We start from the raw sequence: 22,859 nt of genomic DNA, 5'->3' as shown, positions 1-22,859 counted from the left end.
ATCCTGCGCAGCCACGACCTTGAAGGCCATCAATTCGCTTTCCGGCTACGGCGCGAGTATCCCGAGCACAAGTTCCGCCTGCAGTACCAGATGTCCGATTGGGACTACGTGCGCCTGCTAATGGAGCAGGAAGGCATGTACTGCTACTTCGCGCCCGGGAAATTTGGCGAAATTGTGGTGTTCGGGGACGACATCGATCACTACATCTATCAGCCGGAACTGCGAGTGCCCTATCGGGAGACGGCCGGGCTGGAGTCGGGCACCGAAGCCGTCTTTGCGATTCGTACCCATACGAGAACCGTCGCCAGATCGGTCCTGGCATCGGACTACAACCCCGCGCACGCCTACGAGCGGCTCAAGGCCGACGCCAACATTGCATACAAGGATCGGACGACTTATGGCGAGCCATACATCCATGGCACCCATCACCTGGATATGGCTGGCGCGAAGTGGGAGGCGCTGCTGCGCCACGAGGCGCCATCGCCGCGCAGGTTGTCTATCAGGGTGAAAGCAACGTGCTGGCGTTGCGCCCGGCGCGCATCCTGCGCATGGATGCGACGCTGCCCGATGCGCCGAACGGCCAGGTCATCACCGAAGTCATCCACACGGGCGCCCGCGATCAGGCTTATCGGAATACCTATCAGGCGATTCCGTCGGACCGGCGCTTCCGTCTGCCGGTCGACGACACGAAATGGCCACGCATCGCTGGCACGCTGAGCGGTCGCGTCACCTCGCCCGGCCAATACAAGTATGCCTACCTGACGCAGGACGGCCATTACACCGTCCGCTTCGACCTCGACTTCGATGAATGGCCGAATGGCCAGGAAAGCGTACCGCTGCGGCTGGCCAAGCCGTTCGCCGGCGCCGTGCAGACCGGCTTCCACTTCCCGCTGCTGGAAGGCACCGAGGTCGCCATCGCCTTCCACGACGGCAACCCGAACCGGCCCTATATCGCCCACGCGCTACACAACAGCCACAAGCCCGACCTGATCATCGGCCGGGACGGCTGGCAATCGCGCAACGTGATCCGGACGCAGCGCAACAACAAGCTGCGCTTCGAGGACTGGGAGGGGCATGAGGGGATCAAGCTGTCGACCCCTTACGGATGGCGGACGCAACTGAATCTTGGCTATTTGGTCGACCGGGAAAGACAGAAAAGAGGATCCGGCTTCGAACTAAGGACGTCCGAGTTCGGGGCGTTGCGTGGTGGCAAGGGTCTATATCTGACCGCTGCAGACCAGCCGAATGCGGAAGGCAAGCAACTCGACATGGACGATGTGGCGGAAACCTTCAGGCAGGCCACGGAGGTCCTGCAATCGCTTTCGAAATCCGCAAACGCTGCAAAGGCTTGGGCAGCTGAAGTAGACAGGCAGCGTGCTCTGGTCGAAAAACGGCTGCTAGGCCTGCAGAAGGCCTGTCTGGTTGCGACAGCTCCACATGGGGTAGGCCTGGCAACCGGTAGCGATCTGCAAATTGCCGCGCGTGCACACGTCTTCTTGACAGCAGGTGGCGGTTTCGACGTAGGTGTCCTAAAGCGGATGTCTGTCGCCGCAGGCGAAGCGATATCTCTATTTGCTGCAAAGCTGGGTATTCGAATATTCGCATCGAAAGGAAAGGTGGAAATACAAGCCCAAGGCGATGGTTTGGACCTGATGGCGTTGAAGGATATTGCTATCACTTCGTCGGAGGGAAAGTTGACCCTTGCCGCGTCGCAGGGCATCCGGCTATCGGATGGCACTGGCGCGTACATCGAGGTTCGCAACGGCAGAGTCATCTTGGCCAGTCCCGCGGGCGCGGTAGAGGTGAAAGGACAGTTGCGTATTGAAGGCGCGGCAGGAGGCGCCGTTTCGTTCCCGAGTTGGTCAAGCACTCCGCCGGAAGGCGTCAAATACAGTGGGCGGTTCGGATTTTCGGAATAGGAAAGGATGCCACACGAGCTTTGCTGCTCGGCCATTTGTTCGCAGGCTTATCGTCTGAACCTTAATGAGAGATTTTGAAGCTGTTGGTGAGTTGATGCCTATTGATTTCGCTAGGGTACCGCCACGTGTCGTTGTTCCGAAGCCGCCCCGAATATGTGCTTTGCGATGGGGAGCCTTGCTTGTCATATTTGTCGCCGTTGGTACTAGTATTGCCGGCATTCTTTGGTGGCAAGCAGAGTCCGAGCAGTGGATGCTATGGGTAGGGGGCATCGGGTACGCGGTCGCCTGCTGGCTGTTGGCCTTGGCCCTGCGACTCGGCCTAGGGCATCTTGCCTGCAGCCAGGCGATTGTGGAAAACGAAGTGCGAGACCAAATTGAGGAGGCTTGCCATGATCGAGCCAGCAGACCCCTCGCGGTGATCGGTCATGCCCAGCGCACCGCCACGGAGGAGATGGCGCGCGCCGTTCGCATCGATCTCGGTGCCGATCCACATGATCATGCACCCGGCCCTGATACGACGGACCGAGCGGTTCCCGCGCCACGCGCACTGAGGATACCGAATCGTCCGTTCTACCCTAGTAACGTACTGGGTGAACACGTACGCCATCGGGAAATCTGCGCCTGGCTCCTTGTAGACCTGGTCCGTGAAATCGCATGTGGTCTTTGCGCATTGCCTTCGGGATGCGTACTGGATGTTCGGCTTCGGCTCGCTGCACGTGTTGATCCTGAAGAGACTTGCCGAGAGCTGGAAGCGCTATTGTCGTCAAATGCCCGTGGCTTGATAGTGCGTGTGACACCCTGTGCGGGCAGCTTTGGCATATCGGAGCTGGAGCAATGGCTCGACAGCATGGCAGTGAATGAAGCGAAACTCGTTGTTGTGGTTCAACTTCGAGACGCCATAAGCGACGGTATGGAATGTGCGCATTCAGAAGGGGCCGCAGCGATGCTGCTTCGCCGCATGGATGCATCGGACCGATCAGCGGACCTTAAGTCAGCGTTGCGCATTCATCGACCAGGACGTGGAACGGTGGATTCGATGCCTCGGACTGTGGAACTGGCCGCGAAGTGGGGACAAACTGCCGTGGACCAAGTCGAGACGATATGGATGCAAGGACTTTCGACAGAAGCATGCCATCAGCTCAATAAGATGCTTGGGGACGGCGTAAGGCTAAGGGATCTCGACGCGATGCTGGGGGATTGCGGTGACGCTAGTCCCTGGCTCGCCGCCATTCATGCATTGGAAAACGCTGGGCGCCTGGCGCTACCGCAACTTATCGTTGCTCAACATGGGAGCGGCATTATCTCCCTCGTTTGCAGGAATCAAAAATGAGGGAGAAACCGCAAGGGAAGCTCGCGATGCTATATCTCGGCATCGCTTTATTCATTCTGTATATCGTTGTAGCGTTCACGGCTGGGGCGGTCTTGCTGCGTTATGAAAAACCAGCTGAACAGATAGCGATCATCGAGCTATGCCTATTCAGTGGTTTTCTGGTCGGGCTGATTTTCTTGAAGCATCTGCAAGCGGTCGTCCTTCTGATAGCCAGATTGAAGTCAACGGTATTGTCGCCCAGGCCAGAAATTTTGACGTCGTCGAAAACGAAAGGGGGCGAAGCTTCGGGGCCGACACCGTGGACGGAACTTCGATCCGTGCAAAGGGCCTTGCGAAGGAGGCACGGAAGAGGTTGGCGACGTCGCGCGCCTTGGTTACTCGTGTGTGGCGACGACAAGACCATCAACACAATTGCGCCGGGACTAGATGCAGTCGGCATTGTCGATGCAAAGGAAACGGTTCTAGTCCATGCAACGCCAATCGGTGTTGATGCGATCCTGTGGCGGAAGGAGATCCTGACGGCGCGCCCGCGTCGGCCGATCGATGCACTGGTATATGTGGTTGCCGAGGGTGACGGTCTAGACAAAGAGAGTGATGTGCTACGCAGGTTGGCTGCGATGGAGGAAGAATTTCGTTGGAGCTTCCCGGTTGTTCTGTTATGTCCGTCGGTAGCGCCGGGTCAGTCGGGGCAATGGGAGCTTGCCGGCGTCTATTTTCGCGGGCGGTTGCAAGATAGTACCGAGGAGGCCAATCATCTGGTTGTCGGTGCGCTGGATTCGCTGGAACGTCGGCAGGCACTTGACGCCATCTATGCGCGGCGCATCATCGACCGATGGGGGGCTGTCAAGCTTTCGGCTGTCGTCGGCTCGATGCGCGGAATGCTTGGGCACGTTTCCAAAGTATGGCAAACGTCAGACTGGATGAAAGGGCGTTTGAGCGGTGCGGTGTTCACCCTGGCTCGGCCGCCTGGGTCGAGTCATGCGGATTCCGATAACGGCTGGAGGTGTTCGTCTTCCTTGTCACCGGTATGGCGGGAGATTAGTGCGCAGTCAAGGGCATTTTGTGTTCGCCCAATAGGCGTACGTCGAGCAGACGTTTTTCTTGCGATTGCGATCGCAGGTATTTGTGCCTGGACTTCTGTGATGATTGTCTCAGGCATGCAAAGTTCAAGAAGTTTGAGTATGGCCTCAGGTGCGATGCAAGGCATTCATCGCTCCACAAGCCCTGCGGACAAGCTCAGATCTTTGGTTTTGCTCCAACAACAAATTGATCTTTACGAGCAGCGGATATCGAAGCACTCGAGTTGGTTGGCCCGCGCCACCCTCAACCGCGACGCCGAAATCCTTGGTGCGCTACGGAAGCCATACAGCCAAGCCGCTCGCCAGCTTCTGATCACTCCCATCCAGCACGACCTCGAGGCCTCTCTCGCGGACCTGTCCCAACTTCGGACTACACAACTCGACGACCAGACCACTCGCTGGGCGATGGGGGGTCGCGACACGCTCAAGGCGTATCTGATGATGGCGAATCCCGCTCGCGTCGAACCCGATTTCCTTGCGGCGCAGATGGCGGCACACTGGACCACCGGTGCGCGCCTGACGCCGGGTGAAAGGATGGACATGGCCGAGCGCATGGCCAACTTCTATGCGCGGCACCTGAAAACGAATGAAGCCTGGAAGATTGACGCGCGAGAGGATCTGGTCGCCGGCGCCCGCAGGACCTTGCTGGCCGTCATCGGGCAGACCAATGCGCAGGACACGCTCTACCGGGGCATCCTCGATGGTGTCGGCAGCAAGTATCCGGACCTGACGTTGGCGCAGCTTGCCGCCGGCACCGATACGCGTGGACTGTTGCGATCGTCGGCGGTGGTGCCGGGGGTCTTTACGCGACAGGCGTATGAAGGTTATGTCGCGGACGCGATCGATGCGGCCGCCAAGCGGCGGGATATTGCCGCGGACTGGGTGTTGTCCGACGATGGGGCAGACGGTCAGGCTGGCTTCGGCAAGACGGAGGGGCGGGACTCCGCCGATGCGATGCGTGTCGCGCTGACTGCGCAATACTTCTCCAACTATGCCGAGCACTGGCAGGCCTTCATGAACGCGTTGCAATGGGAGGCGGCCCCGACGTTGCCGGCCTCGATTGCCCAACTCAAGCAGATGACCGATGCGCGTCAGTCGCCCGTGGTTGCGTTGATGAAGTCGCTGGCGTACCAGGGCGGGGCCGGGGTGCAGAAGGCTTCGTTGGCCGAAGCGCTGGTGGACAAGACCAAGGCCATCCTTGGCGGGAAGGCAGAGGGGGCGAGCGCCGAGGGAGCGAACGGGCCGCTTGATGCGGCGTTTGGACCGGTGTTGCGACTTGCCGGTCAGCCGGGGCCGGGTGGGCCGAGTATGTCCGTGGGCAGTGGCGATCTGAGCCTGCAGCGATACTTCGATCGTGCGACGGCGTTGCGCCTGCGCCTGCAGCAGATCACGCAAAGCGGCGATGGCGATGGCCAGGCGCGGCAGCTGGCGCAGGCGCTATTTCAGGGCAAGGGGTCGGAACTGGGTGACACGCAGGCCTATGCGCAGTTGATGGCCGCCAGCCTTGGCGCCGAATGGGCCGGCATGGGCGAGGCGCTGTTCGTGCGGCCGGTTGCGCAGGCCGCACAGGCTGTCCTGCGGCCGGCCCAGGCCAGTTTGAACGAGGCCTGGCGTCAACACATCGCGATGGCCTGGGGGAGGGCGTTCGCAGGGCGCTATCCATTTGCGTCGACCGAGAATGACGCTTCGCTGCCTGAACTAGCGCGCTTTCTGCGGCCGCGGGACGGGTTGATCCATGCCTTCCTGGGCAGTCAGCTTGCCGGCGTGCTGGAACTGCAGGGCGACCAATGGGTGCCGGTCGCGGCGGCTGCGGAAGGGCTGAAATTCGATCCGAATTTCCTCAAGGGGATCAACGCTCTGCAGCGGATTGGGGCCCGACTGCTGGTGCAAGGCGAACCGCAGTTTCAGTTTGCGCTCAAGCCGATCCCGACGCCGGGCCTGACTGACACCCTGATGACCGTGGATGGCCAGACGCTTCACTATTTCAACCAGCGCGAAGCGTGGCATGCCACACGGTGGCCGGCCAACGATCTTCAGGCGCCGGGCACGCGCCTGCAGTGGCAGACCGAGACGGCCGGGACGAACAAGCACTATGAATTCGACGGGCGCTGGGGATGGATCAGGATGCTGGAGCGCGCGGATGTCGAGCCCATCGACAGCGCAACGTTCCAGCTGACATGGCAGGGGGCGCCAGATACTGGCGCTGCCGGCAAGCAGGCAGTGACTGCCGACCCGGATAGCCTGACCGCGCGCGAAGCCCATACGCCGGTGCCGGCCGCGATGGCGTATCCCATCCGCTACCAGATGCGGACCGAGGCGGGTCATGGGCCGCTTGAGTTGCTGGCCTTGCGAGGCTTTGTACTGCCGTCTCGGATCTTTGCCGATTCCGGGCGGCATTCGCTGGCGCAGGCCAGTGCGACGGCATCCCACTGACGAATCCGACTCCCCGTAATGTTCAATCAACTACTCAAGGCGCTGTTTGGCGCCGACACGCCCTTGGCGCTCGTATCCTCCACGCAGGCGGAATGGGGGCCATGGCTGCAGGACATTCGCCCGGAGATGCCGGTTGGCGACGACCCAGGCTATGAGGACGAATTCCTTGCGATCAAGGACGAGGTGGCCAAGCTGTCCGGCGTCGACGACGCCCTGATCGTGGAGTTGTCCGAGCGGTTGCTGAAAACCCATGCCAAGGATGTACGGCTGGCGGTCTACTACCTGTACGGTCGCATGCGTCGCGATGGCGCGGAGGGCGTAGCGGCAGGATTCGAGCTGTTGTCGGCGCTGATCGATCGCTTTGGCAACCAGCTGCTGCCCACCCGCGAGGAATCGCGCAAGGCGGCGCTCGAATGGCTGGCGGGCACGACGTTCGCCGACAGGCTGGATCGCGTGCATGGACTGAACGGAGACACCCTGGCGCGTACGCTTTCTGCGCTGGCCTTGATCCAGGCGCGGACCGCGCAATGGTCCGATGCCGGCCGTCCGGCGCTGGACGGTCTGTGCCGGCGCTTCGAGAGCCGGATTGAAAACCCGCTACCGGCGGCAAGCGACGACCGGCTGGTCAAGCCAGTGGAGGCACCCGAGTCGCTGACATACGGCGCGGTGACGTCGGCACGGGAACTGTTGGACCGTGCTCGCCAGATGGCGCGTTTCCTGCGCGAGCAGCCCGATGGATATCTGGCCGCTTACCGGCTCATACGGTGTGTGCGCTGGGATGTCCTGGTCGAGGTGCCCCCTCACGATGCCGGCGGTCGCACCCGGCTGGCAGCACCGCGCGCGGAGTTGCGCGCGCACCTGAAGCGGCTGTCCCTGCAGAAGCAATGGCCGGAATTGCTCGAACGCGTGGAGCAGGCCTTCGCGGAAGGCGCGAACCATTGCTGGCTGGATCTGCAGTGCTACGCGTTTGTTGCCCAGGAGCAGGCCGCCGGGCCATACGCGGCCGTGCGAGACCTGCTGGCCACGGACTGTGCCTTGTTGCTGGAGCGGCTGCCGGGGCTGGACCAGCTGTCTTTCGCCGATGGCACGCCGTTCGCGGACGATGCCACGCTGGAATGGATCGGTCGCCATGCCACGGTACGTGACCTGGAGCGCGGTGGGCCGATCGCACCCGCCGTGGTGTCCGAGGCCAGGACCGACTGGACCGAAATGGAGGCCCAGGCCATCGACATGGCTGGGGAGCGGGGCATCGAAGCGGCCTTGTCATGGTTGCAGGGGTTGCCGGCGCGCAGCGGCGAGCGTGAACGCTTTGTCCGGCAGTTGGTCATGGCAAGGGTTGCCGAACGGGCTGACCGGGCCGATATCGCCGCGCACCTGCTGACCGTACTGGACCAGGACGCGCAGCGGTTCCAGCTGGCGGCCTGGGAACCGGCGCTGGCCTTCGACGTCAAGCAGCAGCGGCTACGGCTGCTCAAGTCGCGCATTCTGCGCAAGGACGCGAACAAGCCCGTGCTGGCGCATCGCATCGACGTGCTGCTGGGCGAGCTGACCGCCATCGACCCGGCACGGACCCTGACCCTGGCATGACGACTACGCTGACACGATGAGCCATTCCCCCCAAGACAATGACATCCTGCGTTACTACGAAGCCGAGATGCGCTATCTGCGTGATGCCGGCAAGGAGTTCGCGCAGGCGTTTCCGGACCGCGCCCGCATGCTCAACATCGATCGCGTCGGGGAGCGCGATCCCCATGTCGAGCGCCTGTTCGAGGGATTCGCGTTCCTGATGGGGCGGCTGCGGCAAAAGCTCGACGACGAATTGCCCGAGATGACGGAGGGCCTGGTCAGCATGCTGTGGCCGCATTACCTGCGGATGATCCCGTCGCTTTCGATCCTGGAACTGGCGCCAGAGCCGGCCGGGCTGCATCGCCACGAAGTGCTGCCTGCCGGGCTGGAGGTGCTGTCCGATCCGATTGCCGTGGAGGACGGCCGCGACGGCACGGGCCAGGTCGAGTGCATCTACCGGACCACGCAGGCCGTCGATCTGTATCCGCTGCGGCTGACCGATGCCGGGATCGATACGCGCGAGGACGGCCGCTCGGTCGTGCGGTTGCGGATGGCGTTTGAGGGGCCGGCCACGCGGGAGCCGTTCGCGGTGCCGCGCCTGCGGATATACCTGCATGCCGACCGGCCGCTGGCGTTGGCGATGCGGGCCGCGCTGACGGCGCCGCCGGTAGCGGTCCAGGTACGCGTCCCGGGGTTTCCTGCAGACCGGCCCGGAGCCGCGCAGCCCATGGCGCGGCTGCGCATCGAACCGGCGGGATTGGGTGCCGGCGAACGGCTCTGGCCGAAGCCGGACAATGCGTTCGGCGGCTACCAGCTGCTGCTGGAGTATTTCACGTTTCCCGAGAAGTTCATGTTCGTGGATCTGGTCGGCCTGGACATGACGGCGATCCCGCCCGGTGTCGATCACTTCGACGTCGAGGTCGTCCTGGAGAAGGCGTTGCCCGCCGATCTGCGGGTATCGGCCGACAACTTCCGGCTGTACTGCACGCCGGTCATCAACCTGTTCGAACTGGAGGCGGACCCCGTTTCCGTGACCCACCGGGAATCCGAGTATCGCGTGCGGGCCACCGAGCGGCATGGCTGGCATGTCGAAGTCTATTCGGTGGACACCGTGCGGGGCTTCGAGGCGGCGACGGGCGGGCGATTCGAGTATGCGCCGTTCGCTGCGTTCCGTCATCGCGGCGGCATGTTGCGTCACGAGATGCCGGAACGGTACTTCCACACCCGCGTGCGACGCGGGCCATCGGGCCGCTTCGATACGTGGCTCGTGCTGGGCGGCCATGCGTGGGAACAGCACGACAGCCTGCCCGAGGAGACGCTGTCGCTGTCGGTGACGGGCACCAATGGCATGCTGCCGCGCAAGGCGCTTGGACAGGCTGGCATCCGCCGCATGCGCAGCGGCTTCGCCCACGTCAGCGCGGTCCGGAACCTGACCGCCCCGACCTTGCCGGTCTATCCGCCGACGCGCGACAGGTTCCACTGGCGCGTGCTGTCGCATCTGGCGCCGAACTACCTGTCGCTGCTCGATGCCGAGATGCTGCGCGGGTCGCTGGCGCTCTATGACTGGACCGATGGCGAAATGAACCGGCGCCGGATCGGCGCGATCACCGCCGTGCAACACCGGCCGCTGCGCAAGCTGGTCAAGGGCGGTTTGCTGCGTGGCGTCGAAATCGCGGTCACGGTTGACCGGACCCGCTTTGCGGGCGATGGCGATCTGGCGCTGTTTGGCGACATGCTGAATGCGTTCCTGTCGCTCTACGCCACGCTGAACCTGTATACGCGCCTGGCAATCATCGCCCAGCCGGATGGCGCTCGGCTGGTTTGGCCCGATAGCAAGGCCGAAGGAGCGCCATTTTGAGGGAGGTCGAATCCCACGCGAAGGCCGGTGGACGGCTGCTGGCTGCGTTGCTGGCCAATGCGCCCCGGATGAATTTTCTACGCTTTTGCGAACTGATCGAGCTGGCGGCCCCCGATCATCCCCCTTTGGGCTCCACGAACCGGCTTGCCGATGATCCGGTGCGGTTCCGGTCTGCGGCGCAGCTTGGCTTTCCGGGGCGCGAGATGGCGGCGGTCGAGCAGGGTGCCGGCGGGCTCGGTGACGTGCCGACAGTGCGAACGACTTTTATCGGGCTATACGGCGTGGATGCGTTCATGCCATCGTATTTCGTCGATGAAATCGCGCAGCGTCGCGATGGCGCCGAGCCGCTGGCCGCGTTTCTGGACCTGTTCCATCACCGGATGGTCACCCAGTTCTACCGTGTGGCAAGCAAGTACCGGTATCCGGTTGGTTTCCGGCGCGAGGGGCGCGACAAGATTTCGCAATGTCTGTTGAGCCTGGTGGGCCTTGGCATCGGCGAGCCGGACGTACGACGCATAGTAGAAACGCCAAAGCTGTTGTCGATGCTCGGCCTCGCCGGCCAGCGCACACGCACGGCCGAGGGGTTGGCCGGCGTATTGCGGCACGCGGTGCCGGATGCCTGTATCAAGGTGGAGGAGTTTCACCCGGTGTGGGTTCGCCTCGATGACCCGCGCGACCAGGACGCGCAGCGCGCCCAGCCGCTTGGCGACCACTGCGTGCTCGGGCGCGGCTTCGTGGATCGGACCAATACCGTCCGCGTCGTACTGGTGCCGCAGACCGGCGAGGCGGTGCTCGGGCTGTTGCCGGGCGGGGCGATGCATCGCGCGGTGCTGGCGTTGCTGGGCTTCTATCTTGGATACACGGTCCAGGCGTGCCTGGAAATGCACGTGCGGCCCGCACTGATGCCCGCGCCCCGGCTCAATGCCGGAGATGCCAGGCTGGGCTACTCGATACAGCTTGAGCCCGTCAAAGACGCGCAGCGGCCCGCTACGGCTGCAGGCAGGCTGACTCGTGTGCAGCTTGGAACGTGGACGGGTCACCAAACCACGCACCATGGCATGCGCCCCGCGCAAGCCATTTCTTAACGTATGGGATAGGAGGCAGGGCACGATGCGATGTCTGAAGCGCAGTGCAATGGTCGCGCTGGCCAGCGCCGGGCTGGTTGGATGCGGCGTGGGGCAGGCGGTCAAGGACGGCACCGTGGACGCGGCGAAATGGGCGTTCACGAGCCAGGTGAAGACCATGAACATCGACCTCGCCGGCCGGGCGTCCGTGAATCCCGATGCCGCCGGCAAGTCGCTGTCGACGGTCGTGCGGTTCTATCAGCTCAAGGACGCGCAGCGGTTCGAGCAATCGAGCTACGAGCAACTGCAGGCCAATGACCTGGAATGGCTGAAGCCGGACCTGCTGGCCACGGGGGACGTGGTGCTGCGCCCGGGCGCAGCCGCCAGCATCAGCGAGCCGATGAAGGACGGCAGCGAATACGTTGGCGTGGTGGCGTTCTTCCGGGACACCGGCGGCGATGCGGTGTGGAAACTCGTCATCCCGCGAAAACAATGGAAGAAAAGCGATCCGGTCAGGATCGAGGTGCGCGGCAATACGCTCGAAATGACTTAGCAGCCGCTGAAACAGTGGGACAATAGCGGCCGATTTCCCCACCCGCACTGCCTCATGACCCTACCCCTGCCCGGGAGCTGGATTCCCGTCCGCAAGGATTTTGTCGATCCGTCCGCCACCCGCTGCCACGCGCGCAGCGCCCTGGGTGGCCGGCACCATGGCTTTCCGGAAGGCCATGCCTGGATCCTGCGCGGTCCCGATGGCCATGAATACCCGTTTGGTCTGGAATGCGCGCGCGCCGCGCTTGCCGTGCCGGGCATGCTCGACCAGGTGCCGGACTACACCGAACGCGACGCGGTCAAGCGCGTGGACGCCGCGTTTGCCGATCTGCCGCGCCGCAAGCCCACGGCGGCCGAACTGGAGCTGCAGCGCCGCAACTTCGCTACGCGATATGTGGTGCTGCGGATGGAAAAGGTGGCCGGCGTGCCGCGCGTGCAGCCGACCGTGCGGTTTCCTGCGCTGGAAGACCTGTACCAGCAGATCATGGCCGGCCGGCCGCTGACGCATCCCCAGGTGCAGCGCGTGCTGGCGATCGAGCGCAGCGCCGCCACGCCGCCCAAGCTCAAGGCGCTGAACCTGCTCGATGTCTACACCGCGCACACCAAGCTGGAATGGCTGACGGCCAGCGCCAATCGCGAGGATCGCATACGTTTTCTGCGCAGCCTGCATGACTGGCTGGCCAGACATCTGGTGCTGTCCGCCGCGCAGATCGAGGCGGCCGGCATTGTCATGCATCCGCATGCGTTCCGTTCCGCCTGGCCGAAGGAAGGCGAGCCCGGCGGGCCGGGCGAACTGTTCTGAATCGCTCCTGAATCGGTCCGGAATCCGTCCTGAAGCCGTTCCAAGGCCGTTCCAGACCCAATATGCAAGACGCTGGCATCGGACGGCCGATTGGCGTTACATTGGGCGTACCTTCACCCGGCCTAGGCCAACTCCCCGCCATGCCTGCCAGTCCGATGTCGCCCGTTGCGCGCCAGTTCGCGCGCAGCTATGCCGAAGCCCGCCAGAAGTTTCTAGATGCCGCCCATGGTTGCGGCGCCACGCTGACCGAGTTCCCCCATCCGACCGAAGTCGGTCGTGACGGCGAGACGTTGGCCATGGACGTCGCCTGGCTGGGCGCATCCGACGCGACCCACGTGCTGCTGGTGACATCGGGCACGCACGGCGCCGAAGGCTACTGCGGATCGGGCGCCCAGGTGGCCATGCTGCACGATACCGCCCTGCATGCCGATTGCCGCCGCGCGGGCTGGGCGCTGATGTTCGTGCATGCCGTGAACCCCTATGGGTTCTCGCACCTGCGCCGCGTCAACGAGGACAACGTCGATCTGAATCGCAATTTCATGGATTTCGACCGGCCGCTGCCGCTGAACCCGGCCTATGCCGAGGTGGCGCCGCTGCTGCTGCCGGCACAATGGCCGCCGTCCTGCGAGGCACAAACGGCGTTGATGACGACCGTGGCCCAGAAGGGGATGGACTGGTATCAGGCTGCGGTCAGCGCGGGCCAGTACCAGGACGCCGCCGGCATGTTCTTCGGCGGCCACAAAGCCACGTGGAGCAATTACACGCTGCGGCGCATCCTGGCCCGGTTTGGCGCGGGCCGCACGGTGCTGCGCTGGATCGACGTGCATACCGGCCTGGGCCCGTGGGGCTATGGTGAACCGATCTACATGGGGCCGGACGCGCCCGAGCCGCTGGCCAGGACGCGTGCCATCTGGGGCCGCAGCGTCACATCGATCTACGACGGTTCCTCGACCTCGGCCAACCTGACGGGCCTGGCGTGGCAGGCGGTGCCACAGACCCTGCCGTCCATCGACTATGCCGGCATTGCGCTCGAATTCGGCACGCTGCCGCTGGCCGAAGTGCTGGACGCTCTGCGGGGCGATCACTGGCTGTACTTGCATCCAGAGGCTGACGAGAACCAGCGTGCCCTGATCAAGCAGACGGTATGGAACGCGTTCTATGGCGATACCGACGACTGGCGCGAGGGCGTGGTGGCGCAGGTGACCGACGCCGTGCGCAAGGCGCTCGCTTCCGCCCCGTAGCCGCCCCCGTCAGGCGCGTCGTTCGTCCGTCCCCCGACATGCCGAGGCCCGGCCGGACCTAGGCCCCGGCGTCGCTTTCCTCGATCAGCCATTGACGGAACGCACGCGCCGCCGCCGGTTCGGCCCGGTCGCGCGGCCAGACCACGTAGTACCCGCCGCCCAGCGACGCACTGGCGTCGCAGGCGCGCACCAGCAGGCCCGCCGCCAGGCATCGGTCGATCATATGGCGCCACGCCAGCACGATGCCCTGGCCTTCGATGGCCATCTGCACGAGCACGGGGTAGGTATTGGCCACCAGCTCGCGCTCGAAGCGGGTTTCACGCAAGCCGTTGCGCGCGAACCAGGCCGGCCACGACATCCAGATGCGCTGGGCATCCTCCAGCACCAGCAGCGATTCCCTGGGCAGGTCCGGCACCTTCAGCGCCCGGCCGCCCAGGTACGACGGCGCGCAGACCGGAAACACTTCCTCGTCGTAGAGACGCTGCGCGGCAATGCCGCTGGGCGCGCCTTCGCGCAGGTAATACAGGCCGACATCGAAATCGGTGCCCGACAACGACGCCAGGCTGTCGTTGACCACCAGCCGCACATGAAAATCCGGATGCCGCGCCCGGAAGGCTGCCAGGCGCGGCGTGAGCCAGAGCACGGCCACGCCGGAGGAGCAGGCCACGGTCAGCTCGACCTGGCCCTTGCGTTTCATCACGTCTTCGGTGGCTTCGGCGCAGCGCACCAGCAGCCGCTGCACCTGCTCGGCGTACTGCTGGCCGCTGACGGTCAGCCGCAACGCACGCGGCTCGCGCACGAACAGCTTCTTGCCCAGGAATCGCTCAAGCTGGGCCACCTGGCGGCTGATGGCACTTTGCGTGAGATGAAGTTCGGCCGCGGCCTTGGTGAAACTGCCGTGCCGCATCGCGGATTCGAACGCGACCAGGCAGGGCAATGGGGGAAGGGGGGTGATGCGCATCGGGGGCTTGTCATGGGCAGGTGACGATGCCAATGATAGTCGCAAGCCTTGTGCCAGAGGGTGGCAGGACGGGGGTGTCTCGAGAGGCGAGGGGCTTGATTTGCAATGCCGTGCCCTCTCCCCCGGCCCCTCTCCCGCAAGGGAGAGGGGAGCAAACCGTTGGGGCTATCGATGCCTGCGGGTTGTCCGGGGAGAGGGCTAGCCTGCCGTGGCCTCAAGCGTGATGGATCTTGCCCGCCTGCATCACCAGTTCGATGCGCGACGCCGGGCCGGCCAGTACCTCGATGTCCTGCAGCGGGTCGCCATCGACCACCAGCACGTCGGCGATCGCGCCGGCCTTGACCACGCCAAGCTCGCCGTCGCGCTGCAGGATCTCGGCGGCGATCGACGTGGCCGAGCGTACCGCCTCGGCGTTGCCCAGGAGTTCGGCGCGGATGCGGAATTCCTCGGACTGGTACTGGTGCATTTCGCCCAGCAGGTCGGAGCCGAAGCCCATCGGTACGCCGGCTTCGGCGTAGATGGCCAGCGAATCGCGGCCGGCCTGGCGCACGGTTTCGATCTTGGCCACGGAGTCGGCTGGCAGGCCCAGGCGCGCGCCGTCGCGGGCCAGGGCGTCGTAGGTGATCAGCGTCGGCACCACGTAGGCGCCGTGCTCGCGCATCACGCGGGCGGCCGCCGCATCGACAAGGTTGCCGTGCTCGATGGTGCGCACGCCGCAGCGAATCGCGCGGGTGATCGCCCGGCCCGTGTAGGCGTGGGCCATCACATACGTCTGCGCGGCCTCGGCCTCGGCCACGATGGCGCGGATCTCGTCTTCGCTGTACTGGGTGTTGCCGATGGGGTCGGTGGGCGATGCCACGCCGCCCGACGCCATGATCTTGATCTGCGTGGCGCCTTTCTGGATTTCCTCGCGCACGGCCAGCCGCACGGCGTCCACGCCGTCGGCCACGCGGGCGATGGCGCCGGCCCGGAACGCGCACGAGCACGGCTCCAGCGTGTCCGAGCGCGGGCGGAAGTCGCCGTGGCCGCCCGTCTGCGACAGCGCCTTGCCAGACGGGAAGATGCGCGGGCCGGGGATCAGCCCCGTGGCCACGGCCTGCGACAGGCCCCAGTCGGCGCCGCCGGCATCGCGCACGCTGGTGAAGCCGCGTTCCAGCATGCCGCGCATGATCGGCATGGCGCGGAACGCCACCAGCACGTTCGGCTGCACCGCATTCAGGCCCAGGTTGGCCAGCGACGCCAGCACGTGCACGTGCAGGTCGATCAGGCCCGGCATCACGGTCTTGCCGGTGACGTCGATCACGCGGGCCTGGGGCGCGTGGATCGGCGTGGCGCTGACGTCGACGATGCGTTCGCCGTCGATCAGCACATCATGGCGCGGCAGCAGCGCGCCGTGCACGGGGTCGAGGACGTTGCCGCCCTGAAGCAGGATGTGGGTCATCTTCAATTACTTCGATTGCAGGTAGGCGGGCTCGCGCACCAGGCGCGTGCCGCAGAAGCTGATGGCCGCCGCGATCATCACGTAGATGGCCGGGGCCATGGTGCTGCCCGTGCTGGCGATCAGCCATGTGATGAAGAACGAGGCGAAGCCCCCGAAGATCGTCACGGCCAGGTTGTAGGCCACCGACAGGCCGGTGGACAGCACCTTGGCCGGGAACAGTTCGGCAAACGCGGCCAGGATCGGGCCCGTGTAGGCGGCAATCAGCACGCCGAAGACAATCTGGAACACCAGCAGCGAAGCCAGCCCCGGCGCGTGGTTGATGTAGGCGAACATCGGCCAGGCCAGTACGAAGATCAGCGCGGCGGCGCCCGACAGCAGGCCGCGGCGGCCCAGCCGGTCGGCCATCATGCCGACGATGGGCGCGAACACCATGATCGCCATGCCCCCGGCCATGCCGGCGATGAAGCCGGTCGATTGCGGCACCTTGAGCACCTTGATGGCGTAGGTCGGCATGTAGAACAGCAGCACGTAGGTGCATACCGTCCACAGGATCACCATCGAGAAGCTGGCGGCGGTCTGGCGCGGATAGTCGCGCAGCACTTCCTTCAGCGGCGAATCGGTCTTGTCGGTGGTCGCCTGGAACGTGGGCGTCTCTTCAAGGTTGTGACGGATATAGAAGCCGACCGGGCCGATGATCATGCCGATCAGGAACGGCAGGCGCCAGCCCCAGCTGTTGAGCGCCTCGGGGCTCAGCGACGCGGTGACGAAGGTGCCCACGGCGGCACCCAGCAGCACGGCCACGCCGATGCTGGCCTGGATCCAGCTCGAATAGTAGGCACGCTGGCGCTCGGGCGCGTACTCGGTCAGGAACGCCGTGGCGCCACCCATCTCGCCGCCGGCCGAGAAACCCTGCATCAGGCGCGCGATGACGATGAGCAGCGGGGCGAACACGCCGATCTGGTCATAGGTGGGCGCGATGCCGATCAGCGTGGTGCCGGCGGCCATCAGCAGGATGGTCAGCGACAGCGCCGCCTTGCGGCCCACACGATCGGCGTAGACGCCCAGGATGATGCCGCCCACGGGCCGCATGAAGAACCCTACGCCGAACGTGGCCACGGCCAGCAGCAGCGATGACAGGTCGTTTCCGGTGGGGAAGAACAGTTTGGCGATGATCACGGCGAAGAAGCTGTACACCGTGAAGTCGAACCATTCGAGGCCGTTGCCGATCACCGTGGCGATGATGGCGCGGCGGCGTTGACTGGCCCCGATCTGGGGCGCGGTCTCCGCAAAGGCGGGGGCGCTGGCTTGCATGTCTCTCTCTCCCTGTTTGGCAGAACGCTGGGAAGCCCTTTTATGACAGGCTCTGGCCGATGGTAGGGGCGCCCCGGCAAGAGAGAGAAACGATATCTGCGCATGCTGGCATGACGCCAGCGCATGCGTGGCCTGCGCTGGCGTCGGGCTAGGCGGTGCTGTTGACGCGCGTGAGAGCACCCGTCACGCCGTGCGCGCACAGCAGTTCCAGCTGCGTGGCCACGCTGTCTACAAACACCGCCGACTGCCCCAGGTCGCCAAACACGGGCGCAAAGCCGGCGATGGTCCGCACGCGCGTCTGCTCGCGTGTGCGGGCATCGAACAGTTTTTCGGTCTGGCGCGCGGCGTCGGCCATCGCGGCGGCCAGCGGCTGCGCCAGCGGGTCTTCGATCGGGAAGGCGTTGCCGGCCTCGTCGTACCCGCGCAGGAAGTGCAGCCACGCGGCCACACCCAGCGCCAGGCGCGGAAACGGCTGGCCGGCGGCAATGCGGTCGCGGATCGGCGCCAGCAGCCGCTGCGGGATCTTCTGCGACCCGTCCATGGCGATCTGGCGGGTGCGATGCCCCAGCGCCGGGTTCGTGAAGCGCGGCAGCAGGCTGGCGCGATAGGCGTCCACATCGAGCCCCGGCAGCGGCGGCAGCGTGGGCTGGGTTTCGCGCGCCATGGTGTCCGAAATGAACGCATGCACGGGAGGCTGGGCGATCACGCGGTCGGTGGTGGCCCAGCCGGCCAGCACGCCCAGGTACGCCATCATCGACTGGCTGCCGTTGACCAGCCGGTGCTTGAGTACCTCGAACGGGCGCGCCTCGGCGACGAACTGGGCGCCGCCGGCTTCCCATGCGGGGCGGCCCGCCGCGAAGCGGTCCTCGATCACCCACTGGAAGAACGGCTCGCCCACCACGGGCCACGCGTCGTACAGGCCCAGCGCCGACGAGACGTGCGCCACGTCGTCGATGGTGGTCTTGGGCACGATGCGGTCCACCATCGTGTTGGGGAACGTGCAGCGCGCCGCCACCCAGTCGTGCAGCGCCGGGTCGATCTCGGCGCAGAAGGCCAGCAGCACGCGGCGCAGCGTATCGCCATTGCTGGCCAGGTTGTCGCACGACAGCAGCGTGACCGGGCCCAGGCCGCGCTGCATGCGCCGCTGCAGGCCCAGCGCCAGGTAGCCGATGGCGGTCACGGGGTGCGATACGGCGGACAGATCCTCGACGATATCGCGGTCGGCCCGGTTCAACTCGCCGGTGGCGGGATCGTGGCAATAGCCTTTCTCGGTGACGGTCAGGCTGACGATGCGGGTGTCGCGATGGGCGATGCGGTCCAGCACGATCTCGGGGTCTTCCTCGGCCACCAGCACGCCAAGCACGGCCCCGATGACCTGCAGCGTTTCGGCGGTGGCGCTGCGCAGGGCCAGCGTGTACAGGCCTTCCTGCGGCTTGAGCGCGTCGCGCGTGTCGGGCCGGCGCAGCGACACGCCGATGATGCCCCAGCGCAGTCCGTCTTCCCCCATGGCCGCGATGGCGGCTTCAGTGATCTCGGCCTGGTGGCCGCGATGGAAGGCGCCGATCCCCAGGTGAACGATGCCCGCCCGCAGGGCGTCGCGCGCATAGCCGGGACGCCGCACGTCGGGCGGCAGCGCGCCGAGCCGGGCAGGATGCAGACGCGGCAGCTGTTCGATATCGCTCATCGTGGTCTCCTTGTCAGGCCTTGCGCTCAACGCCGATCGCCACCCGCCGCGCTACCAGTGCCACAGCGTGCCGTCGTGCGCCAGCCGGTTCACCGGCAGGTAGGCGCGCTGGTACGGGTACTTCGCGGCCAGCGTCTCGTCGATGTCCACGCCGTGGCCCGGTACGTCGCCGGGGTACATCATGCCGTCCTGAAACGTGTATGCGTGCGGGAAGACGGCATCGGTCTCCTCGGTATGGCGCATGTATTCCTGGATGCCGAAGTTGGGCACCCAGATATCGAAATGCAGTGCCGCGCCCATGCAGGCCGGGGACAGGTCCGTCGCGCCGTGGCAGCCCGTGCGCACCTGGTGCAGTGCCGCGAAGTCGGCAATACGGCGCAAATGGGTGATGCCGCCGGCATGCACGACCGTGGCTCGAATATAGTCGATCAGCTGTTCCTCCAGCAGGGCCTTGCAGTCCCAGATGCTGTTGAAAATCTCGCCCACGGCCAGCGGCGTGACCGTGTGCTGGCGGATCAGCCGGAACGCGCGCTGGTCCTCGGCGGGCGTTGCGTCTTCCATCCAGAACAGCCGGAACGGCTCCAGCGACTTGCCCAGCCGGCCCGCTTCGATCGGCGTCAGCCGGTGGTGCACGTCGTGCAGCAGGTGGATGTCGGGGCCCACCGCTTCGCGCACCTTGTCGAACAGCTTCGGCGTGTGATCCAGGTAGCGTTCGGTGCTCCAGTCGTGTTCGGAGGGCAGGTTGGCATCGGCCGGCTCGTAGAACAGCCGGTCGCGCGACACCCCGTACACCTTGTTCAGCCCCGGCACGCCAGATTGCGCGCGAATCGCCTTGTAGCCCATTTCCTTGTAGCGCAGCACCTCTTCCACGGTGTGGCCGATGTCACTGCCGTTGGCGTGGCCGTAGACCATCACCCCGGTCCGGCTCTTGCCGCCCAGCAGCTGGTACAGCGGCAGATTGGCGGCCTTGGCCTTGATGTCCCACAGCGCCGTGTCCACGGCGGCAATCGCACTCATCGTCACCGGGCCGCGCCGCCAGTAGGCGCCGCGGTACAGGTATTGCCAGATGTCCTCGATCTGGTGCGCGTCGCGCCCGATCAGGCACGGGACGACGTGGTCTTCCAGATAGCTGGCCACGGCCAGTTCGCGCCCGTTGAGCGTGGCGTCGCCGATGCCGGTCAGCCCCTCGTCGGTTTCGATCTTGAGCGTGACGAAGTTGCGTCCCGGGCAGCAGACGATAACGCGTGCGTTGGTGATCTTCATGCAGGTCTCCGGCAATGCGGGGGGGTGGTTACATCACGGCGCCAAGCGCCCAGGGCACGAATTCGTTCTGGCCGTAGCCGTGCTGCTCGCTGCGGGTGCGGCGGCCCGAGGCGGTTTCCAGCATCAGCCGGAAGATGGCCGCGCCCTTGTCGGCGATGGTGGATTCGCCGTCCAGGATGTCGCCGCAGTTGATGTCGATATCCTCCGACTGGCGCTGCCACAGCGCAGTGTTGGTGGACAGCTTCAGTGACGGCGACGGCGCGCAACCATAGGCCGACCCCCGGCCCGTGGTGAAGCAGATCAGGTTGGCGCCGCCCGCCACCTGGCCCGTGGCCGACACGGGGTCGTAGCCCGGGGTGTCCATGAAGACCAGCCCGTGCGCGCGCACCGGTTCGGCAAATTCGTAGACATCCACCAGATTGGTGGTGCCGCTCTTGGCCACGGCGCCCAGCGACTTTTCCAGGATGGTGGTCAGGCCGCCTGCCTTGTTGCCGGCGGACGGGTTGTTGTCCATGCTGCCGGCGTTGCGGGCGGTATAGGCCTCCCACCAGCGGATGCGGGCAATCAGCCGGTCGGCCACCGCCGCCGACACCGCGCGGCGCGTCAGCAGGTGCTCGGCGCCGTAGATTTCGGGCGTTTCCGACAGGATCGCCGTGCCGCCCTGCGCCACGAGCAGGTCCACGGCCGCCCCAAGCGCCGGGTTGGCGGTAATGCCCGAATAGCCGTCGGAGCCGCCGCACTGCAGCCCCACGATCAGGTGGCTGGCCGGTACCGGCTGGCGCGTGACGCGGTTGGCGTCTTCCAGCAGCGCCTGCACCACGCCCACGCCGCGCGCCACGGTCCTGGCCGTGCCGCCGGTGTCCTGGATGTTGAAGCTGTGAAAGCGCGGCCCCTCGGCCAGCGCCGACAGGCCTGGCTCGGCCAGCAGCGCATCGATCTGGTTGGTCTCGCAGCCCAGGCCCACCACCAGCACCGCCGCAAAGTTCGGATGCCGGGCGTAGCCGGCCAGGGTGCGGCGCAGCACGCGCAGGTTTTCGCCGTCGCTGTCGGTGGCGCAGCCCGCGCCGTGCGTCAGCGCCACCACGCCGTCCACATTGGGGTAGGGCGCCAGCGCCTCGGGGTGGATTTCGCGCCGGAAATGGTCCGCAATGGCACGTGCCACCGTGGCCGAGCAGTTCACCGAGGTCAGGATGCCGATGTAGTTGCGCGTGGCGATGCGGCCATCGACCCGCACGATGCCGTCGAACGTGGCCGGGGCGGTGGCCTTCGCCGTGTCGTGGACGTCGGTGCCGGCCGCGTAGTCGCGCGCGAAGTCGCCCATGGCCAGGTTGTGGGTATGCACATGCTGGCCCGGCGCGATGGCCTGCCGCGCGAAGCCGATGATCTGGTTGTAGCGCCGCACGGGCGCGCCTTCGGCAATGGCGCGCACGGCCACCTTGTGGCCTGGCGGCACCAGGCTGGCGACGGTGACGCCCTCCTGGTGCAGCACCGTGCCGGGCAACAGCTGGCGGCACGCGATGACGATATCGTCGGCGGGATGGATCCGGATGACAGCCGGTGCGGACATGCGCGCCTCCCGTGGGTCAGTTGGACCAGCCGCCGTCGATCACCTGGGCGGTGCCGGTGGTGAAGGCCGATTCGTCCGATGCCAGATACACGGCCAGCGCGGCGATCTCGGCAGCCGTGCCGATGCGGCCCATCGGCTGGCGGGCAATGAAATCGGCTTCCACCTGCGCCAGCGTGCGGCCGCTGGCGGTGGCCTGGTTGCCGATGCGCTGGCGTAGCGACGGCGATTCCACGGTGCCAGGACAGATCGCATTGCAGCGGATGCCGCGCGTGATGTAGTCGGCCGCCACGGCCTTGGTCATGCCGATCACGGCAGCCTTCGAGGCGCCGTAGACAAAGCGGTTGGGCGCGCCCTTGATGCTGCCGGCCACCGAGGCCATGTTGATGATCGACCCGCCGCCCGCGTCGAGCATGGCCGGCAGGAACGCGCGCATCATGCGATACATGGCGCGGACGTTCAGGTTCATCGAAAAGTCAAAGGCGGCCTCGTCGCAGTCCAGGATGGTGCCGTGGTGGACAAAGCCGGCGCCATTGAACAGCACGTGGATGCGGCCGATCTCGCGTGCGGCGGCGTCCACGGCCGCGCCATCGGTGACGTCGAGCCGCAGCGTCCGGCAGCCGGGCAGGGCAGCCAGCGCCGCCAGCGGTTCGGGATTGATGTCGGCGGCGATGACCTGGGCGCCTTCGCGCAGGAACGCTTCGGCCGTGGCCCGGCCGATGCCCTGGCCGGCGGCCGTGACCAGCGCGATCTTGCCGGTGAGTCGTTGCGACATGGATGGCTCCTTATCG

General features: G+C 65.6%; 15 protein-coding genes and 1 pseudogene. 9 read left to right on the top strand and 7 right to left on the bottom strand.

What is annotated here, in order from left to right; all coding sequences use genetic code 11:
* The 9 genes and pseudogenes from AC3FJ6_RS18400 to AC3FJ6_RS18360 form a co-directional block, all read left to right on the top strand.
* A pseudogene (locus AC3FJ6_RS18400) lies at nucleotides 1-1,919 on the top strand (type VI secretion system Vgr family protein); the annotation flags it as partial.
* 64 nt (nucleotides 1,920-1,983) lie between these two features.
* Nucleotides 1,984-3,249, top strand: a complete 1,266-nt coding sequence (locus AC3FJ6_RS18395; RefSeq protein ID WP_488773153.1) for a hypothetical protein — start codon at nucleotides 1,984-1,986, stop codon at nucleotides 3,247-3,249.
* Nucleotides 3,246-6,761, top strand: a complete 3,516-nt coding sequence (locus tag AC3FJ6_RS18390) for an ImcF-related family protein (protein ID WP_488773152.1) — start codon at nucleotides 3,246-3,248, stop codon at nucleotides 6,759-6,761. Before AC3FJ6_RS18395 ends, AC3FJ6_RS18390 begins: the two co-directional genes overlap by 4 nt.
* A gap of 18 nt (nucleotides 6,762-6,779) precedes the next feature.
* On the top strand, nucleotides 6,780-8,348 hold the full coding sequence (tssA, locus tag AC3FJ6_RS18385) for a type VI secretion system protein TssA (RefSeq protein ID WP_488773151.1): 1,569 nt from the start codon (nucleotides 6,780-6,782) through the stop codon (nucleotides 8,346-8,348).
* A gap of 16 nt (nucleotides 8,349-8,364) precedes the next feature.
* Nucleotides 8,365-10,185 carry a type VI secretion system baseplate subunit TssF gene (gene tssF, locus AC3FJ6_RS18380; protein WP_488773150.1) on the top strand — a complete coding sequence of 607 codons (1,821 nt, stop codon included), beginning with the start codon at nucleotides 8,365-8,367 and terminating at the stop codon, nucleotides 10,183-10,185.
* A gap of 68 nt (nucleotides 10,186-10,253) precedes the next feature.
* Nucleotides 10,254-11,270, top strand: coding sequence for a type VI secretion system baseplate subunit TssG (gene tssG, locus AC3FJ6_RS18375; RefSeq protein WP_488773168.1), 1,017 nt, complete (start codon nucleotides 10,254-10,256; stop codon nucleotides 11,268-11,270).
* Between the two features lie 25 nt (nucleotides 11,271-11,295).
* Nucleotides 11,296-11,802 (top strand): type VI secretion system lipoprotein TssJ, encoded by a 507-nt coding sequence (gene tssJ, locus AC3FJ6_RS18370; protein WP_488773149.1) that lies wholly within the window; start codon nucleotides 11,296-11,298, stop codon nucleotides 11,800-11,802.
* Nucleotides 11,803-11,856: 54 nt separating this feature from the next.
* On the top strand, nucleotides 11,857-12,603 hold the full coding sequence (locus AC3FJ6_RS18365; RefSeq protein WP_488773148.1) for an interleukin-6 family cytokine: 747 nt from the start codon (nucleotides 11,857-11,859) through the stop codon (nucleotides 12,601-12,603).
* A 140-nt stretch (nucleotides 12,604-12,743) separates the two neighbouring features.
* Nucleotides 12,744-13,844: a M14 family metallopeptidase gene (locus AC3FJ6_RS18360; RefSeq protein ID WP_488773147.1), complete on the top strand. Its 1,101-nt coding sequence runs from the start codon at nucleotides 12,744-12,746 to the stop codon at nucleotides 13,842-13,844.
* 58 nt (nucleotides 13,845-13,902) lie between these two features.
* On the opposite strand, the gene AC3FJ6_RS18355 is transcribed toward AC3FJ6_RS18360, so the two are convergent.
* The 7 genes from AC3FJ6_RS18355 to AC3FJ6_RS18325 form a co-directional block, all read right to left on the bottom strand.
* Nucleotides 13,903-14,805, bottom strand: coding sequence for a LysR substrate-binding domain-containing protein (locus tag AC3FJ6_RS18355; protein WP_488773146.1), 903 nt, complete (start codon nucleotides 14,803-14,805; stop codon nucleotides 13,903-13,905).
* A 214-nt stretch (nucleotides 14,806-15,019) separates the two neighbouring features.
* Nucleotides 15,020-16,246, bottom strand: a complete 1,227-nt coding sequence (locus AC3FJ6_RS18350) for a metal-dependent hydrolase family protein (protein WP_488773145.1) — start codon at nucleotides 16,244-16,246, stop codon at nucleotides 15,020-15,022.
* Nucleotides 16,247-16,252: 6 nt separating this feature from the next.
* The gene (locus AC3FJ6_RS18345; RefSeq protein WP_488773144.1) at nucleotides 16,253-17,557 is read right to left on the bottom strand and encodes an MFS transporter; all 1,305 of its coding nucleotides are present in this window, start codon (nucleotides 17,555-17,557) and stop codon (nucleotides 16,253-16,255) included.
* Between the two features lie 148 nt (nucleotides 17,558-17,705).
* Nucleotides 17,706-19,241 carry a mannitol dehydrogenase family protein gene (locus AC3FJ6_RS18340; protein ID WP_488773143.1) on the bottom strand — a complete coding sequence of 512 codons (1,536 nt, stop codon included), beginning with the start codon at nucleotides 19,239-19,241 and terminating at the stop codon, nucleotides 17,706-17,708.
* Between the two features lie 51 nt (nucleotides 19,242-19,292).
* On the bottom strand, nucleotides 19,293-20,504 hold the full coding sequence (manD, locus tag AC3FJ6_RS18335) for a D-mannonate dehydratase ManD (RefSeq protein WP_488773142.1): 1,212 nt from the start codon (nucleotides 20,502-20,504) through the stop codon (nucleotides 19,293-19,295).
* Between the two features lie 28 nt (nucleotides 20,505-20,532).
* Nucleotides 20,533-22,071, bottom strand: coding sequence for a UxaA family hydrolase (locus tag AC3FJ6_RS18330; RefSeq protein ID WP_488773141.1), 1,539 nt, complete (start codon nucleotides 22,069-22,071; stop codon nucleotides 20,533-20,535).
* A 16-nt stretch (nucleotides 22,072-22,087) separates the two neighbouring features.
* Nucleotides 22,088-22,843: an SDR family oxidoreductase gene (locus tag AC3FJ6_RS18325; RefSeq protein ID WP_488773140.1), complete on the bottom strand. Its 756-nt coding sequence runs from the start codon at nucleotides 22,841-22,843 to the stop codon at nucleotides 22,088-22,090.
* Nucleotides 22,844-22,859: the final 16 nt, after the last annotated feature.

It is taken from the genome of Cupriavidus sp. 94F1 (genome assembly GCF_057798875.1).
This window is presented reverse-complemented; position numbering and strand designations above follow the sequence as displayed.

What these genes read in the sequence shown, in the direction of transcription:
- tssG (WP_488773168.1), top strand. Translation starts at nt 10,254, where the DNA reads ATGAATTTTCTACGCTTTTGCGAACTGATCGAGCTGGCGGCCCCCGAT.
- tssF (WP_488773150.1), top strand. Translation starts at nt 8,365, where the DNA reads ATGAGCCATTCCCCCCAAGACAATGACATCCTGCGTTACTACGAAGCC.
- manD (WP_488773142.1), bottom strand. Translation starts at nt 20,504, where the DNA reads ATGAAGATCACCAACGCACGCGTTATCGTCTGCTGCCCGGGACGCAAC.
- AC3FJ6_RS18330 (WP_488773141.1), bottom strand. Translation starts at nt 22,071, where the DNA reads ATGTCCGCACCGGCTGTCATCCGGATCCATCCCGCCGACGATATCGTC.
- AC3FJ6_RS18395 (WP_488773153.1), top strand. Translation starts at nt 1,984, where the DNA reads ATGAGAGATTTTGAAGCTGTTGGTGAGTTGATGCCTATTGATTTCGCT.
- AC3FJ6_RS18355 (WP_488773146.1), bottom strand. Translation starts at nt 14,805, where the DNA reads ATGCGCATCACCCCCCTTCCCCCATTGCCCTGCCTGGTCGCGTTCGAA.
- AC3FJ6_RS18390 (WP_488773152.1), top strand. Translation starts at nt 3,246, where the DNA reads ATGAGGGAGAAACCGCAAGGGAAGCTCGCGATGCTATATCTCGGCATC.
- AC3FJ6_RS18360 (WP_488773147.1), top strand. Translation starts at nt 12,744, where the DNA reads ATGCCTGCCAGTCCGATGTCGCCCGTTGCGCGCCAGTTCGCGCGCAGC.
- tssA (WP_488773151.1), top strand. Translation starts at nt 6,780, where the DNA reads ATGTTCAATCAACTACTCAAGGCGCTGTTTGGCGCCGACACGCCCTTG.
- AC3FJ6_RS18365 (WP_488773148.1), top strand. Translation starts at nt 11,857, where the DNA reads ATGACCCTACCCCTGCCCGGGAGCTGGATTCCCGTCCGCAAGGATTTT.
- AC3FJ6_RS18340 (WP_488773143.1), bottom strand. Translation starts at nt 19,241, where the DNA reads ATGAGCGATATCGAACAGCTGCCGCGTCTGCATCCTGCCCGGCTCGGC.
- tssJ (WP_488773149.1), top strand. Translation starts at nt 11,296, where the DNA reads ATGCGATGTCTGAAGCGCAGTGCAATGGTCGCGCTGGCCAGCGCCGGG.
- AC3FJ6_RS18350 (WP_488773145.1), bottom strand. Translation starts at nt 16,246, where the DNA reads ATGACCCACATCCTGCTTCAGGGCGGCAACGTCCTCGACCCCGTGCAC.
- AC3FJ6_RS18345 (WP_488773144.1), bottom strand. Translation starts at nt 17,557, where the DNA reads ATGCAAGCCAGCGCCCCCGCCTTTGCGGAGACCGCGCCCCAGATCGGG.
- AC3FJ6_RS18325 (WP_488773140.1), bottom strand. Translation starts at nt 22,843, where the DNA reads ATGTCGCAACGACTCACCGGCAAGATCGCGCTGGTCACGGCCGCCGGC.